Origin of the sequence: Spirabiliibacterium pneumoniae, assembly GCF_014884995.1 — a bacterium.
GTDB lineage: Bacteria > Pseudomonadota > Gammaproteobacteria > Enterobacterales > Pasteurellaceae > Spirabiliibacterium > Spirabiliibacterium pneumoniae.
On sequence record NZ_JABMII010000004.1, the window covers coordinates 353,704 to 368,243 of the forward strand.

Annotated in this window: 13 protein-coding genes; 7 read left to right on the forward strand and 6 right to left on the reverse strand. The window is 48.1% G+C overall.

Annotation, left to right across the window (positions count from 1 at the left end; genetic code table 11):
• Positions 1-2 precede the first annotated feature (2 nt).
• The 4 genes from rpe to HPC38_RS04135 are packed head-to-tail and all read left to right on the forward strand — an operon-like array spanning position 3 to position 3,110.
• Positions 3-674 carry a ribulose-phosphate 3-epimerase gene (gene rpe, locus HPC38_RS04120; protein ID WP_208119999.1) on the forward strand — a complete coding sequence of 224 codons (672 nt, stop codon included), beginning with the start codon at positions 3-5 and terminating at the stop codon, positions 672-674.
• Between the two features lie 9 nt (positions 675-683).
• Positions 684-1,346 (forward strand): phosphoglycolate phosphatase, encoded by a 663-nt coding sequence (locus HPC38_RS04125; protein ID WP_208120000.1) that lies wholly within the window; start codon positions 684-686, stop codon positions 1,344-1,346.
• A gap of 14 nt (positions 1,347-1,360) precedes the next feature.
• Positions 1,361-2,365: a tryptophan--tRNA ligase gene (gene trpS, locus HPC38_RS04130; protein ID WP_208120001.1), complete on the forward strand. Its 1,005-nt coding sequence runs from the start codon at positions 1,361-1,363 to the stop codon at positions 2,363-2,365.
• A gap of 1 nt (position 2,366) precedes the next feature.
• Complete coding sequence (locus tag HPC38_RS04135; RefSeq protein ID WP_208120002.1) at positions 2,367-3,110, forward strand: phosphatase; 744 nt, start codon at positions 2,367-2,369, stop codon at positions 3,108-3,110.
• Between the two features lie 44 nt (positions 3,111-3,154).
• On the opposite strand, the gene HPC38_RS04140 is transcribed toward HPC38_RS04135, so the two are convergent.
• The 3 genes from HPC38_RS04140 to mutS form a co-directional block, all read right to left on the reverse strand.
• Positions 3,155-5,536, reverse strand: a complete 2,382-nt coding sequence (locus HPC38_RS04140; protein WP_208120003.1) for a polysaccharide lyase 8 family protein — start codon at positions 5,534-5,536, stop codon at positions 3,155-3,157.
• 159 nt (positions 5,537-5,695) lie between these two features.
• On the reverse strand, positions 5,696-6,550 hold the full coding sequence (locus HPC38_RS04145; protein WP_208120004.1) for a DUF808 domain-containing protein: 855 nt from the start codon (positions 6,548-6,550) through the stop codon (positions 5,696-5,698).
• 8 nt (positions 6,551-6,558) lie between these two features.
• Positions 6,559-9,099, reverse strand: coding sequence for a DNA mismatch repair protein MutS (gene mutS / locus HPC38_RS04150; RefSeq protein ID WP_456242937.1), 2,541 nt, complete (start codon positions 9,097-9,099; stop codon positions 6,559-6,561).
• A gap of 215 nt (positions 9,100-9,314) precedes the next feature.
• Between mutS and recA the strand changes: the two genes are divergently transcribed.
• From recA to HPC38_RS04165, 3 genes are all read left to right on the forward strand, one after another.
• Positions 9,315-10,370 carry a recombinase RecA gene (gene recA / locus HPC38_RS04155; RefSeq protein WP_208120006.1) on the forward strand — a complete coding sequence of 352 codons (1,056 nt, stop codon included), beginning with the start codon at positions 9,315-9,317 and terminating at the stop codon, positions 10,368-10,370.
• 35 nt (positions 10,371-10,405) lie between these two features.
• Positions 10,406-10,843 carry a recombination regulator RecX gene (recX, locus tag HPC38_RS04160; RefSeq protein WP_208120007.1) on the forward strand — a complete coding sequence of 146 codons (438 nt, stop codon included), beginning with the start codon at positions 10,406-10,408 and terminating at the stop codon, positions 10,841-10,843.
• A 90-nt stretch (positions 10,844-10,933) separates the two neighbouring features.
• On the forward strand, positions 10,934-11,419 hold the full coding sequence (locus HPC38_RS04165) for a GNAT family N-acetyltransferase (protein ID WP_208120008.1): 486 nt from the start codon (positions 10,934-10,936) through the stop codon (positions 11,417-11,419).
• On the opposite strand, the gene HPC38_RS04170 is transcribed toward HPC38_RS04165, so the two are convergent.
• From HPC38_RS04170 to rraB, 3 genes are all read right to left on the reverse strand, one after another.
• The gene (locus tag HPC38_RS04170; RefSeq protein WP_208120009.1) at positions 11,400-13,319 is read right to left on the reverse strand and encodes an ABC transporter ATP-binding protein; all 1,920 of its coding nucleotides are present in this window, start codon (positions 13,317-13,319) and stop codon (positions 11,400-11,402) included. The two genes, HPC38_RS04165 and HPC38_RS04170, sit on opposite strands and share 20 nt — an antisense overlap.
• A gap of 116 nt (positions 13,320-13,435) precedes the next feature.
• A complete protein-coding gene (locus HPC38_RS04175) occupies positions 13,436-13,843 on the reverse strand; it encodes a hypothetical protein (RefSeq protein WP_208120010.1) in 408 nt (135 codons plus the stop codon).
• Positions 13,844-14,086: 243 nt separating this feature from the next.
• Entirely contained in the window at positions 14,087-14,485 is a 399-nt protein-coding gene (gene rraB, locus HPC38_RS04180; RefSeq protein ID WP_208120011.1) for a ribonuclease E inhibitor RraB, read from the reverse strand.
• Between the last annotated feature and the right edge of the window lie 55 nt (positions 14,486-14,540).

Sequence of the window (14,540 nt, forward strand, 5' to 3'; positions counted from 1 at the left end):
CTATGCAATATTTAATCGCTCCGTCTATTTTATCAGCGGATTTAGCGCGCCTTGGCGACGATGTCGCCGAGGTGCTGCGCGCAGGCGCCGATGTGATTCACTTTGATGTGATGGACAACCACTATGTGCCCAACCTCACCTTTGGCCCGCAGGTGTGTAAAGCGCTACGCAACTACGGCATCAGCGCGCCGATTGACGTGCATTTGATGGTCAAACCCGTTGATCGCATCATTCCTGATTTTGCCAAGGCGGGCGCAAGCTACATCACCTTCCACCCTGAAGCGAGCGAGCATATCGACCGCACTTTGCAATTAATCCGTGATTGTGGCTGCAAAGCTGGCCTTGTGTTCAACCCCGCCACGCCGCTGAGTTATCTTGATTATGTGATGGATAAACTCGATGTGATTTTGCTGATGTCGGTTAACCCCGGCTTTGGCGGGCAGTCGTTTATTCCAAGCACGCTGGAAAAACTTCAACAGGTGCGCCAGCGCATCGATGAAAGCGGCTTTGACATCCGCCTTGAAGTGGACGGCGGAGTGAAAGTCAACAACATTGCCGAAATTGCTCAAGCCGGTGCCGATATGTTTGTAGCAGGTTCTGCCATTTTTGAACAAAATGATTACAAGCAGGTGATTGACGCCATGCGCGCCAATCTCGCTGACGTGAAAAAATAAGAGAACAGTATGAGTCAATTTAAAGTTATTGGATTTGATTTAGACGGCACGCTAGTTGATAGCCTGCCCGATTTAGCCTTATCAGTCAATCAAGCGCTCGCCGAACACAACTTGCCACAAGCACCTGAAGAATTGGTGCTGACATGGATTGGCAATGGTGCCGATGTGTTAATTAGCCGCGCGATTGCCTGGACACAAGCGGAGCTGGATGAAAGTGCGGTTGCGCATATCAAAGAACGTTTTGGTCACTATTACGGCGAAAACATCTGCAACAAAAGCCGCCTGTTCCCCCACGTGAAAGACACGCTGGAAACGCTGAAAGCACGCGGCTACACCCTCGCGGTTGTCACCAACAAGCCAACCCGCCACGTTGTGCCAGTGCTCAAGGCCTTTGGCATTGACCAGCTCTTTAGCGAAACCCTTGGCGGGCAATCGCTGCCAAGTATCAAGCCACACCCGGCGCCGCTGCTCTATTTGTGTGGCAAATTTGGCGTGTACCCAAAACAATTGCTGTTTGTCGGCGACTCGCGCAATGACATCCTCGCCGCCAACAACGCTGGCTGCCCCGTGGTGGGGCTGACCTACGGCTATAACTATAACATTCCGATCAGCGAGTCGAAGCCTGACTGGGTGTGTGATGACTTCGCTCAACTTCTCGACATTGCAAAATAAAATAAGGATATAATATGAGTAAACCTATCGTATTTTCAGGCGTGCAGCCCTCTGGCGAACTCACCATCGGCAACTACCTCGGTGCGCTGCGCCAATGGGCAAATTTGCAAGACGACTACGACTGCCTGTTTTGCATTGTCGATTTGCATGCCATCACCGTGCGTCAAGATCCTGCCACCTTGCGCAAAGCCACCCTTGACACCCTTGCGCTCTACCTTGCCTGCGGCATTGACCCTGAAAAAAGCACTATTTTTATTCAATCCCATGTGCCAGAACACACACAACTCGCATGGGTGCTTAACTGTTACACCTATTTTGGTGAAATGAACCGCATGACCCAGTTCAAAGATAAATCCGCCCGTTATGAAGAAAATGTCAACGTCGGCTTATTCACCTACCCTGTGCTGATGGCGGCCGACATTTTGCTCTATCAAGCCAACCTTGTGCCAGTAGGCGATGACCAACGCCAGCATTTGGAAATCTCGCGTGATATCGGCCAGCGTTTCAACGCCCTTTACAACGCGCCGTTCGCCATTCCTGAAGCCTTTATCCCAAAAGCGGGCGCGCGGGTAATGTCTTTGCTAGATCCAACCAAAAAAATGTCAAAATCCGATGACAACCGCAACAATGTAATAGGCCTTTTAGAAGACCCGAAAGCGGTGGCGAAAAAAATTAAACGTGCGGTAACTGACTCCGATGAGCCGCCAGTGGTGAAATACGATGTGAAAAATAAAGCGGGCGTGTCAAACTTGCTGGAAATTCTCTCTGGTGTGACAGGCAAGCCGATTGCCGAGCTTGAAGCCGAGTTTGAAGGCAAAATGTATGGCCACCTTAAAAGTGCGGTCGCTGATGAAGTGTCCAACATGCTCACTGAACTGCAAGCGCGCTTTCACCACTTCCGCAATGACGAAGCACTGCTTGATCGCATTATCCGTGAAGGCACTGAGAAAGCCCGTACCCGTGCAGCGAAAACATTAAGTGCGGTTTACAACGCCGTTGGCTTTGTGGCAGGCAAATAGTATGCGTTTTCCTGTTGATTTGCACACCCACACCGTAGCCAGCACCCACGCCTACAGCACACTGCTCGAATACGTTGCGCAGGCAAAAAAGTGCGGTGTGCAACTCTTTGCCACCACCGACCACGGCCCAAGCACGGCGGACTCGCCGCACCCGTGGCATTTTTCCAACATGAGCATTATCCCGCGCGTGATTGACGGCGTGGGCATTTTGCGCGGGATTGAGGCGAATATTCTCAACGAGCAAGGAGAGATCGACTGTGATGATAAAATGCGCCGCAGTTTAGATATTATCCTTGCTGGACTGCACGCGCCCGATATCGCCCCTGATGATAAACGCGCCAACACCCACGCGCTGGTTAACGCCATCCAAAGTGGCTTGGTAGATGTCATAACCCACCCCGGCAACCCGAGCTTTCCAATTGAAATTGCTCCTGTGGTGCAAGCTGCGAAAACCCACAATGTGGCGCTGGAGATCAACAATTCCTCGCTAGTGCACTCGCGCCAAGGCAGCGCGCCCCATTGCTTGGCGATTGCCAAAGCGATTTTAAATGAAGGCGGGCTGATTGCGCTGGGGTCAGACTCGCACTTTGCCAGCTACCTCGGCGGCTTTGAACAAGCCTGGGCGATGCTATCCGATATCGATTTTCCTGTTGAGCGCATCATCAACCGTAGTGTGCAAGCCACTCTCGACTTTCTTGAATCGCGCGGGCATGGCGCTATTCCTGAATTTTCATCGCTCAAATAAAAAGTGCGGTAAAAACCGCACTTTTTTATCACAGATGGCTAGAATTATGCTTTACGCAATTGCACTGCTACCGCTTGGCCAGCTAAGGCTTTGGTGTCCACGTTCAGCACGGTAACATCACCGTTTTGTTGCGCTTTCACGCGTTCATTATTAGCCACTTTCCACTTGCCTTTCACGCTCACACTAATTTGTTCTGCATTTTGAGTTGGATCAGAGAGTAGTAACTGCAAGCCTTCGGCGGTTTTGTCACACAAGGCAATCGCGGGTTGTTCAAAGCTCAACTCGCCGTATTGACCTTTTTCCCACACCGCCCACGCAGTGAGATTGCCGTGTTTGGCCACTTGCGCTTTGGCATCGTTTTGCACCACGCTGAACTTGCTGCTTTTCGCGTGTTTTTCGGTATCGGCAAGGCTGGCTTGGGGTAAGAGTAACCACGCTGCAGGGCTGCCTTTTTTATCGTGTAAAAAGTGCATCGATGCCCATTGGCGAGTAAGTTTATCTTCTGCGCCTGCCGCTTTGCGCGCTGGATTGATTTCAATCCATGAACCGGTGCGTTCAGCCACTTGCGCTTTCACTTGACCCGATTGCAAGAACACATAACCACCCACACCATCTAAATGCGCCCATTTTGGTGCATTAAGTGTTTTCTCCTCTTGCACTTTTTCACCGTCAATCACCCACGCTTTATCAGATTTTTCACCCAAATTGCGCCCTTCCACCACGGTTAACGCTTGTTCAGCTTGGGTTGAAACATCGCTGACCATTTCGAGCATACCTTCAGGACTACCAAACCACACACGACGCGCGTGTAAACCGTCTTTATCTGGCCCAATCAAGTCCATGCCTGCGAAACTGAAGCCGTTGTAGGTAACGCCGCCAGTCCAGAGGTTATCTGGTGTTTCGTGGCCCCATTCACCAGCCGCTTGGCGCTCAAGTGGATGGGTATCAACGGTAGTACCCACGGGTGCAGCGTAATCTAAGGTTGGCCAGAAACCATTTTCAAATTGCCCCATGTCATCTGGCAAATACAAATAACGCATACCAGAACCCGTGCGTGAGGCCAGTTCGTTTTCTTGGTTACCGCATTCATACCATGCAATACGCTTACTGCACATCGCAATCGCCATTGCCCAGCTGCCTGTGCGATGTACGAGGCGATCCATTGAATTGAACATTTTCGGTGTTTTGCTCGCCGGCGCACTCTCACCACTGGCTAACACATCACCCACCAATGCTAAATATGGAATTGAGCCTTTGGTGGCAAGCGGATCATAGTTATTGCGTTCAATCCAACCTTTGCAAATGCTTTTCCAACGTTTACTAATCTTCTCTGGTGCACCTTGTGCCAGTTGCAAAATCGCTTTCATAATAGACGCACCGTGCATTGAGGCTGGCTCTGTAATACGAGAAACCGAACGCCCACGCACACAATCTAACACTTGACCATCCACTATCACAGGAATGAAAGCTTCATCGACTGTCCAGTACACTTGTGCTAACTGTTTAGCAGGTACTTCAAAGGCTGAATGGCTAACAAGCGAGAACAACATTGCCAAACCACTGATTAATACATCACCATAGGAACCAGTGTAAGGAATGGTATTATGTTGAATAAACGAACCGTCTTTGTAAAATCCATCACCTTCTGTAACTAATTTCCACGTTTCTGGTAAACCTTCAAGCGCATGATAAACACGCTCTGGATTTTGGGTGGCTAACGCCACACAAATCACTGCACGCGATAAGTCTAAGCGATTAGCACCTGTGGCCAACGTTTTGTCACCTGCTTTGCTATCAGATCCTGCTGCCTTTGAGGTTCGTAAGAACCATGGATCTGGCACAAAGAAATTCACACCTGCGGCGGCGGCTTGCATGACATCACTTGGTAATTTATCATGCAACAAGCACATCATATCACCCACCGCGCGTGAAGCACCACTTTCCCAATCCCACCAGTTACCATATTCTTCTTGTCCTGGGTGGTAGCGTAATTTCAAGAAATCTCGCAGGGCGTTAATGGCATCTTGCAGCACATCTTCATTTTGATAGTATTTTGAACCAGGGGTTGCCCAGCCTAAAGCCAAATCTAGTGCACCGCGCGCTGTTTTAGTGATAGCTGGAGATTTTTCTTCAGTTAAATCAAATGATTTGAACACACTGGTGCGGTTTGGCTCACGGATTAAATCAGCTAACGTTTTTTCAACTTTACGATCCAATCCAGCGATAGCTTTAGCAAAACGCTCATCACCTTCTTTGAGCAAATTACGTCCTGTGATAATATCTCCCCAACGTACACACAATGCACTATATTGTTCTGCACTGAGCTGTGGACGGCTGGCTGCTACGGCTTTAAACACGCCAGAAAACGCAAACAGCGCTCCTGCGCCTGCTGTGCCCGCTAGAAAGGTGCGACGACTTAACCCCATAGTAAACTCCTTAACAATGACTGTTTTATAATCTAATATGATTATGTTAATAAAACAATGTTTCAAGTTCCATATGAAAAATACCGTTTTGTGCACTTGGTCACATTTTATAGAATAAAAGTGCGGTCATCGGAAATAACCGCACTTTGCAAAAAAGTGTTACGCTTTTTTCGGTAAGCATTTGGTCAGCAACAAAACTACCGCACCACACAACACACCGAAAATCACGGTGGCGAGAACGTTTAAAATACCGCTATCCAAGCCGTATTGGGCGAAGGCGTGGTGGATGATATCAAGGTTATGCACAATGATTCCGCCACCGACTAAAAACATCGCCAGCGTGCCCACCACACTCAACGCACGCATAAAATACGGCATCACGCGAATCATCCCGCGCCCTACGGCTTGACTGACCGCACTTTGCTTTTGCATCAGCCACAATCCCACATCATCGAGCTTCACAATCACGCCCACTAAGCCGTAAACAAACACCGTCATGCCGAAGGCAATCAGCGCCAGCACCAGGGTTTGGGTGAGCAGTTCATAGTCACTGACCATGCCAAGGGCGATAATGACAATTTCAGCGGAGAGGATGAAATCGGTACGGATAGCGCCTTTAATTTTGGCCTTTTCTTGCTCGGGCGTAAGCGCGCTCAGCCTGCGTTCGCCCTCGTCTTTGGTGGGCGACTTGTGGGCGATTTTCTCCACGCCTTCAAAGCACAAATAGGCCCCGCCGATCATCAAAAGATAGGCAATCGCGCCAGGTAAAAAATAGGAAATCAAGAGCGCCAACGGCACTAGAATCAGTTTGTTTAATAGCGATCCTTTCGCCACCGCCCACACCACAGGCAGTTCGCGCTCGGCGTTAACCCCTGTGACTTGACTCGCGTTAAGTGCGAGATCGTCGCCGACCACGCCGACGGTCTTTTTGGCTGCCACTTTGGTCATCAGCGCCACGTCGTCGAGTACGGCGGTGATGTCATCTAACAACGTTAATAACGAGGCCAGTGCCATATTCGCTCCTATTGGTTATTTTCACAGGCGAGCGCCTTGAGTTGATAAAGTGCGGCCAACGCTTGCTTTGGGCTTAACTCGTCGGGGTCAAGAGCATTGAGTTGCGCCAGCACGGGATTTGGCGCAGGATCAAGCGGCAGTGAAGGCTGCATAAGTGCTTGGCTTTCATTCGCAGCTGGCACGTTTGCCTCTAATGCGGCCAGCTTTTGCCGCGCAAGGGTTAGCACCGCTTTAGGTACGCCAGCCAATGCGGCCACCGCCAAGCCATAACTTTTGCTCGCCGCCCCCTCTTGCACGCTGTGCATAAAGGCGATGGTGTTATCGTGTTCAAGGGCATCTAAATGCACGTTAAACACGCCTTTAAATTGCTCTGGCAGCACCGTAAGCTCAAAATAGTGCGTGGCAAACAACGTTAATGACCGCACTTTTTGCGCCAACCACTGTGCACTTGCCCATGCCAGCGCCAGCCCGTCGTAAGTGGATGTGCCACGCCCTATTTCATCAATCAGCACCAAGCTATGCTTGCTGGCTTGGTACAGAATATTCGCCATTTCCGTCATTTCCACCATAAAGGTGGAGCGCCCTGAGGCGAGATCGTCAGAGGCACCAATGCGGGTAAAAATGCGATCAATCGGCCCAATCACCGCACGCGTTGCAGGCACAAAGCTGCCAATGTGCGCCAACAGCACAATCAACGCAGTTTGACGCATATAGGTGCTTTTTCCCCCCATATTCGGCCCTGTTACAATCAAAAAATGACGCTGTTCATCCAGCACTAACGGGTTGGCAATAAATGGCGCACTCATCACCTGCTCCACCACGGGGTGGCGCCCTTGCTCAATGTGTACAATGCGCTGCTCGCTAAAGTGCGGTACGCAATAATTCAGCGTTTGCGCGCGTTCAGCTAGATTAACTAACACATCAAGGCGGGCAAGCTGCGCAGCACATTGTTGCAATGCGCCCAAGTGCGGTAGCAATTGATCGAACAGCTGATCATAGAGCTGTTTTTCCAGTGCTAGCGAAGCACCTTTGGCTTTCAGCACTTTATCTTCATAGGTTTTCAGCTCAGGGATAATATAACGCTCGGCATTTTTTAATGTTTGCCGACGCACATAGTGAATGGGAGCACGCTGCGCTTGACTGCGGCTGAGTTGAATAAAGTAGCCATGCACTGCATTGTAGCCAATTTTCAGGCTGTCTAACCCCGTACGTTCACGCTCACGCGTTTCTAAATCTTGCAAAAATTGCGTTGCACCTGCGCTCAACGCGCGCCATTCATCCAGTTCAGCGTTAAAACCCGCAGCGATCACGCCACCGTCACGAATTAACAGCGGTGGCATTTCCACAATAGCACGGCTTAACAGCTCAAAAAGTGCGGTAAAATCGTCGATCTTCCGCGAAATTAAGGCTAATGCGCTGGTTTTGTTGGCACTTAAAATGCGCTTCATCTCTGGCAATTGTGCCAACGCCGCGCGCAGGCGAGTAAAATCCCGAGGGCGCGCGCTGCGCAAAGCCAGACGCGCCAAAATGCGCTCCATATCGCCCACCTCACGCAGCAGGCGCTGCACAGGCTCAATGTGATCCTCGCTCAGTACCGCTTTAATCACGTTTTGCCGTGCCAAAAGCCGCTCACGATGACAAATGGGATGGTGAATCCAACGCTTTAATAAACGGCTTCCCATCGGGGTGATGCAATGATCCAGCACCCACGCAAGAGTGTAATCCGTGCCGCCACTTAAGTTTTGAGTCAGTTCTAAATTACGCCGTGTGGCAGAATCTAACTCAATGTAATCGCTGGATTTTATAAGTTCAATGGATTGAATATGCAAAAGTGCGGTGCGTTGCGTTTCTTGCGCATAATGCAACAAACAGCCCGCCGCACACAAACCGCACTTTGCCTCCTGCACACCAAACGCACTGAGATCTTGTGTGCCAAACTGGCGCGTTAGGCGATCGATTGCGCTTTGATAATCAAACTCCCACTCGGCACGACGCCGTAAACCCGAATAAGGTGCGAGCAACGCCATATCATCAAAGGTTTCAGGATAAAGCAATTCTGCGACATTAAGGCGCTGCAAGGCGGATTTCACGCCTGCTTTGTCTTGATGTTCACTGATTTGAAAACGCCCCGATGCCATATCCAGCGTGGCGATGGCATAACCCTTTTTGCTGGCATACAACGCCCCGATCAGGTTGTCTTGCCGCTCAGGCAGCAAAGCCTCGTCGCTGAGTGTGCCAGGCGTGACGATACGCACCACTTGGCGCTCCACAGGGCCTTTGCTTGTGGCGGGATCACCGATTTGTTCACAAATTGCAACGGATTCACCCAATTTAACCAATTTCGCCAAATACCCTTCGACGGCATGATAAGGCACGCCCGCCATCGGAATCGGCTGGCCTGCCGATTGCCCGCGCTTGGTGAGCGAAATATCAATCAGTTGAGAGACCTTTTTCGCATCATCATAAAAAAGTTCATAAAAGTCACCCATGCGATAAAACAGCAAAACATCAGGATTTTCTGCTTTGATTCGCAAATACTGCTGCATCATCGGTGTGTGTTGACTCATATCGTCTTTTGGCATGCGCGCACCTTCAATGGTTAAAAATCAAATCATACTAGGATATTTCTCCGCGATCTAGCGTCATAATTTGGAATAAAGTTCACAAAATCAAAAAAAGATCGTTTTAGCTCTTGATACTGTATAACTATACAGTATAATACAGCTCATATGTTGACATTAACAAACACCGATTTGAGGACACCATGGACGAGAATAAACAAAAAGCTCTTGAAGCCGCATTAGGTCAAATTGAAAAACAATTTGGTAAAGGTTCTATTATGCTGCTAGGCGATAATAAAACCTTAGACGTTGAGGCGGTTTCCACTGGTTCTCTAGGCTTGGATTTAGCGCTGGGGATTGGCGGGCTGCCGATGGGGCGGATTGTCGAAATTTATGGCCCTGAGTCATCAGGTAAAACCACACTCACCCTCTCTGTTATTGCACAGGCACAAAAAGCAGGCAAAACCTGCGCCTTTATTGATGCCGAACATGCCCTTGACCCCATTTATGCGGCGAAATTAGGTGTTGATGTAACCGCACTTTTAGTTTCACAACCCGATAATGGCGAACAAGCACTTGAAATCTGTGATGCGTTAGTGCGTTCAGGTGCGGTGGATGTCATCATCGTTGACTCTGTTGCTGCCCTGACACCGAAAGCCGAAATCGAAGGTGATATGGGAGACTCCCACATGGGCTTGCAAGCCCGTTTGATGTCTCAAGCGCTGCGTAAACTGACAGGTAATATCAAAAATGCCAACTGCTTGGTGGTGTTTATCAACCAAATTCGGATGAAAATTGGCGTGATGTTTGGCAACCCTGAAACCACCACGGGTGGTAACGCGCTGAAATTCTACGCCTCTGTGCGTTTAGATATTCGCCGTACTGGTGCGGTAAAAGAAGGCGATAATGTGATTGGCAATGAAACCCGCGTTAAAGTGGTAAAAAACAAAGTCGCCGCACCATTTCGCCAAGCGGAGTTTCAAATTATGTACGGCGAAGGCATTTCCCGTGAAGGCGAATTGCTTGAGTTAGCGGTGCAACACAAAATTGCGAAAAAAGCTGGTGCGTGGTATTCCTACAACAACGAGAAAATCGGGCAAGGCAAAGCCAATTCCATTAAATTCTTGAAAGAAAATCCAGCTATTGCGCAAGAAATTGAGCAAAAAATACGTCAAGAAATTCTTGAAAATCCACAGCAAGCGCTCACTGCCGCGATAACAGACGAAGATGAAGCCGTTGAGGAATTTGTGGAAGAATAGGCAAAGTGCGGTCAAACCGCACTTTGACATACATCATGGATAAAGCTGCTCTTCACTATGCCGTTGGCTTGCTTACGCGTCGGGATTACTCCGCCTACGAGCTTGCACAAAAAATGCAACAAAAAGCCATCGACGAACAGACCATCAACGAGGTGATCGCCCATTGCCAACAACAGCGCTGGCAAAGTGATGAGCGCTTTTGCCACAGTTTTATCCGCTTTCGTACCCGGCGTGGCTACGGGCCATTGCGTATCGCGCAAGAGCTAAAACAAAAAGGTATCGACGGCCAACTGACCGCACTTTGCTTTGAAGAGATGAACATAGATTGGTTTGCGCTTGCAGAGCAGATGTTTAATAAAAAATTCAGCACGCAACCACTTGATCTTAAAACGCAACAAAAAGCATGGCGTTTTATGGCAAGCCGTGGATTTCATGCCGATCACTTCGCTCATCTTATTCACCAATCGCACTAATTGCCCAAGTTCACTTGCGATCTCTGTCTATTTGTGGCTTAATGCTCGTTTAATAAACACATTGATGTAAAAACAGACAAAACAACAATAATGATTCGCGTTGAAAAATACAATTTTTCACATTTTGATGATCTTGTGAACTATCAATTACCCCCAGATCAAGCACAGTACACCCTTCAACCGTGGCAATGGTTTGAAGGTAAGACATTGCTGCTTGAAAGTGGCATGACGGCAGTCTCAATATTAAGTGATAACAAAGCCGTTGGTTTTTTTATTCTTGATCGCAGTCACCACAAATTAGCCTACACCGAAAATAATCAGGCTGTCTTATTACGTTCATTTTCCATTAATCCTGACTATCAAGGTCGAGGCATTGCGTTGCAATCACTGCGCCCTCAGCATCTTGACCCGCTGATTTATAATCTTTCACCGCAATACAATGAAATTGTATTGGCAGTCAATCCACTCAACCGTGCGGCTTATCGGCTTTATTGCAAAGCAGGCTTCCAAGCGGTAGGGCGGATTATCATTAAGCGCAAGCGCAGCAACTCTGTGCTCAGTCGGCGGATTCGCTAGCCTCGAGCATCATCTCCAGCGATTCTTGACTTTCCAGCCAATCACTTTCCACCTGTTCCAATTGTTTTTTCACCGCCACTTGCTCACTTAAAAGTGCGGTCAGCTGAGATTTGTTCTCTTCTTGATATAACGCCCCCTGCGCCAATTGCGCCTCGATTGCTGCTAAATTGTCTGTGAGTTTTGCTAACTGTGTTTCAAGCGCCGTGATTTTTTTGCGCAGTGGAGCCGTTTGCTGACGTAATTGCGCTTCTAAGCGCTTTTGTTCTTTGCGGTTGAAGTTGCTCTCTTTTGACAACAGCTTATCTTCTTTTTCTGCTTTGACGGCGTCAAGATTGACTTCACTAAGCCATTTTTGATAGTCGGCAATATCCCCATCAAACGGCTCCACGCAGCCATCATGCACCAAATAAAAATCATCCACCGTATTGCGCAGCAAATGCCTATCATGCGACACCACGACCAACGAGCCTTGATAATCTACCAACGCCTCCGTCAAGGCTTGACGCATATCCAAATCAAGGTGGTTAGTTGGCTCATCAAGCAGCAACAAATTCGGGCGCTGCCACACGATCAACGCCAGTACAAGGCGCGCTTTTTCACCGCCTGAAAACTCACCCACAGCTTGTTTTACCTTGTCACCGTGAAACGCAAATCCACCAAGATAATCACGCAGCTCTTGCTCGGTTTTATCTGGCGCGATTTGCGTTAAATGCCATAGCGCACTGTCTTGCGCACGCAAAGTATCGAGCTGATGCTGGGCAAAATAGCCCAGTTTCACCCCTTTCGCCAGCCCCACTTGACCTGAAAGTGCGGTCAGCTCACCAGCCAGCAGCTTAATTAATGTCGATTTCCCTGCACCATTGCGCCCCAAAAGCCCAATGCGGGAACCTGGCACTAAATTCAATTTAACGGAATTTAAAATCGTTTTCTCACCATACCCTGCATTCACTTTCTCAAGGGTGATGATTGGATTTGGCAGTGACAGCGGCGGACGGAAAGCAAACTGAAAAGGGTTATCCACATAGGCGGGCGCAATGCGCTCCATTTTTTCCAGTGCCTTCACTCGGCTTTGAGCCTGCTTAGCTTTGCTCGCTTTGGCTTTAAAACGATCAATATAGTGCTGAAGATGCGCCACTTTTTGCTGCTGCTGGCGATAAAGTGCCTGTTGTTGCGCTAATTTGGAGGCGCGTTGAATCTCGAAAGAGGAATAATCACCAGTGTATTCAAACAACGTTTGCTGCTCAATATGCAAAATTTTATTCACAATCGGATCAAGAAAATCCCGATCATGGGAGATGATCACCAGCGTGCCCGTATAACGGCTCAACCAGCGCTCAAGCCAAATCACCGCATCTAAATCCAAATGGTTTGTCGGCTCATCAAGCAGCAACAAATCGCTGCGGCACAACAGGGCCTGCGCTAAATTCAACCGCATCCGCCAACCACCAGAAAATGACTTAACCGCACTTTGCAATTGTGTATTCTCAAATCCCAAACCATGCAGCAGTGTTGCTGCACGTGCGTGGATAGTCCAAGCATCAATTTGGTCAAGTTTATCATGCAACAGCGCAATTTGTTCGCCGTCATTTTTCTCATTCGCCTGCGCCAACGCCTCGCTTAAAGCAATGTATTCTCGGTCGCCTTGCAACACATAATCTATCGCGCTGATATCCAGTGCTGGCGTTTCTTGATTCACCCACGCCAACGCCCATTGGCTCGGCAATTGAATATCACCACTTTCTGGGCTAATTTCATCCTTTAACAGCGCAAATAATGTTGACTTACCGCAGCCATTTTTACCTACTAACCCAACCTTTTGCCCTGGATTAATCGATGCGCTGGCATTCTCCAACAGCGTATTAACGCCACGCTTTACTGTTAAATTCTGAAACGAAATCATCACACGCCCTTCAATCTAAAAGCGTCATAATAGCACGAAGTTATAAGATAAGAAAAAGCCTAGCGTAGCTAGGCTTTTAATCCAAAAATCAAGAATATTAAAAGCAGTTTATTGAACTATTTTTCCAATGAGACATTAACTTGCTCAGGACTTATGTTGTACATTTTACCACTCAGTGGATCAACAATAAGCCAACCAACTAGTCCACCAAAGATAATGTTTCCACCAATGTACCATCCATTTGGAGATGTTCTAAGAGGATATACACTTTCACCATAACCTTTTTTGTTAAAAAAAATTGTATATGTTTTCTTACCAAAGTAGGAACCGTCAGATTTTACTAAGGTAGCTGTAGAGGGGGTTACACCTTTGTGAACAACTTGATCTTTTTCGTCTTTAATCACATATGTCGCGCCATCAGGATTACTGTTGATTTGAACAGTTTGAGTTTCCTCACCCATAATGGTAGCACATCCTGTGAGCATAACAGAGCTTGCTATAACAGCTGTAAGGTATTTTTTCATAAATTCTCCTTAGGTAAATAACTAAGCAGAATCCTAATGGATCCATGCGGAATCCATGCGGAGTCCATGCGGAATCCATGCGGAATCCATGCGGAATCCATGCGGAATATTAATCTTTAAATTAAATCCATTCTTTGATCAATATCACAAATTTAATTATTTGATTAAAAAAACAAAACATATCAGTTATTAGAATTTGAGTATGCCAAGCATTCATTTACTTGGCATTAAAGAACATGAGAATCAATCCTCATTCTCAAAAAACTCACCATCATCGCCGTATTCATCGTCGTCGGCGTTGGGGTCTTCGAAGTAAGTGCCCCAGCCGTCGTAGTGGCCTTGGTGTTTGGCGATAAGCGGGAGGAGTTGGGTTTGCTGGGCGTCGATAAGGTCGGCTTTCAGTTCAATTTCGCTGATGATGTCAAAGCAAAATATGAGCTTGCCTTGCTCATCTTCAAGTTCTTCTGCTTCTGAAACCTCAAAGCCAGCTTTAAAAGCGTCAACGGCGATTTTTTCGAGTTTGTCGAAATCCTCGTGGGAGACGTGGTGTTCGATGATATAAAGTGCGGTTGGGTCACTGCCATCGTTGAGCAGATCGGCGATAATGTTGCGAGTTTCTTGCTGGCGTTGTTGGTCATTCATAAAGTGCTCCTTGGTCGTGAGATTCTATTGTAAAGTGCGCTCGGTTTTTTCACAA

Coding starts and splice junctions, on each gene's coding strand:
- rraB (WP_208120011.1), bottom strand. CDS start 14,485: ATGAATGACCAACAACGCCAGCAAGAAACTCGCAACATTATCGCCGAT.
- recX (WP_208120007.1), top strand. CDS start 10,406: ATGGATAAAGCTGCTCTTCACTATGCCGTTGGCTTGCTTACGCGTCGG.
- HPC38_RS04165 (WP_208120008.1), top strand. CDS start 10,934: ATGATTCGCGTTGAAAAATACAATTTTTCACATTTTGATGATCTTGTG.
- mutS (WP_456242937.1), bottom strand. CDS start 9,099: ATGATGCAGCAGTATTTGCGAATCAAAGCAGAAAATCCTGATGTTTTG.
- HPC38_RS04135 (WP_208120002.1), top strand. CDS start 2,367: ATGCGTTTTCCTGTTGATTTGCACACCCACACCGTAGCCAGCACCCAC.
- HPC38_RS04145 (WP_208120004.1), bottom strand. CDS start 6,550: ATGGCACTGGCCTCGTTATTAACGTTGTTAGATGACATCACCGCCGTA.
- trpS (WP_208120001.1), top strand. CDS start 1,361: ATGAGTAAACCTATCGTATTTTCAGGCGTGCAGCCCTCTGGCGAACTC.
- recA (WP_208120006.1), top strand. CDS start 9,315: ATGGACGAGAATAAACAAAAAGCTCTTGAAGCCGCATTAGGTCAAATT.
- HPC38_RS04170 (WP_208120009.1), bottom strand. CDS start 13,319: ATGATTTCGTTTCAGAATTTAACAGTAAAGCGTGGCGTTAATACGCTG.
- HPC38_RS04125 (WP_208120000.1), top strand. CDS start 684: ATGAGTCAATTTAAAGTTATTGGATTTGATTTAGACGGCACGCTAGTT.
- HPC38_RS04175 (WP_208120010.1), bottom strand. CDS start 13,843: ATGAAAAAATACCTTACAGCTGTTATAGCAAGCTCTGTTATGCTCACA.
- HPC38_RS04140 (WP_208120003.1), bottom strand. CDS start 5,536: ATGGGGTTAAGTCGTCGCACCTTTCTAGCGGGCACAGCAGGCGCAGGA.
- rpe (WP_208119999.1), top strand. CDS start 3: ATGCAATATTTAATCGCTCCGTCTATTTTATCAGCGGATTTAGCGCGC.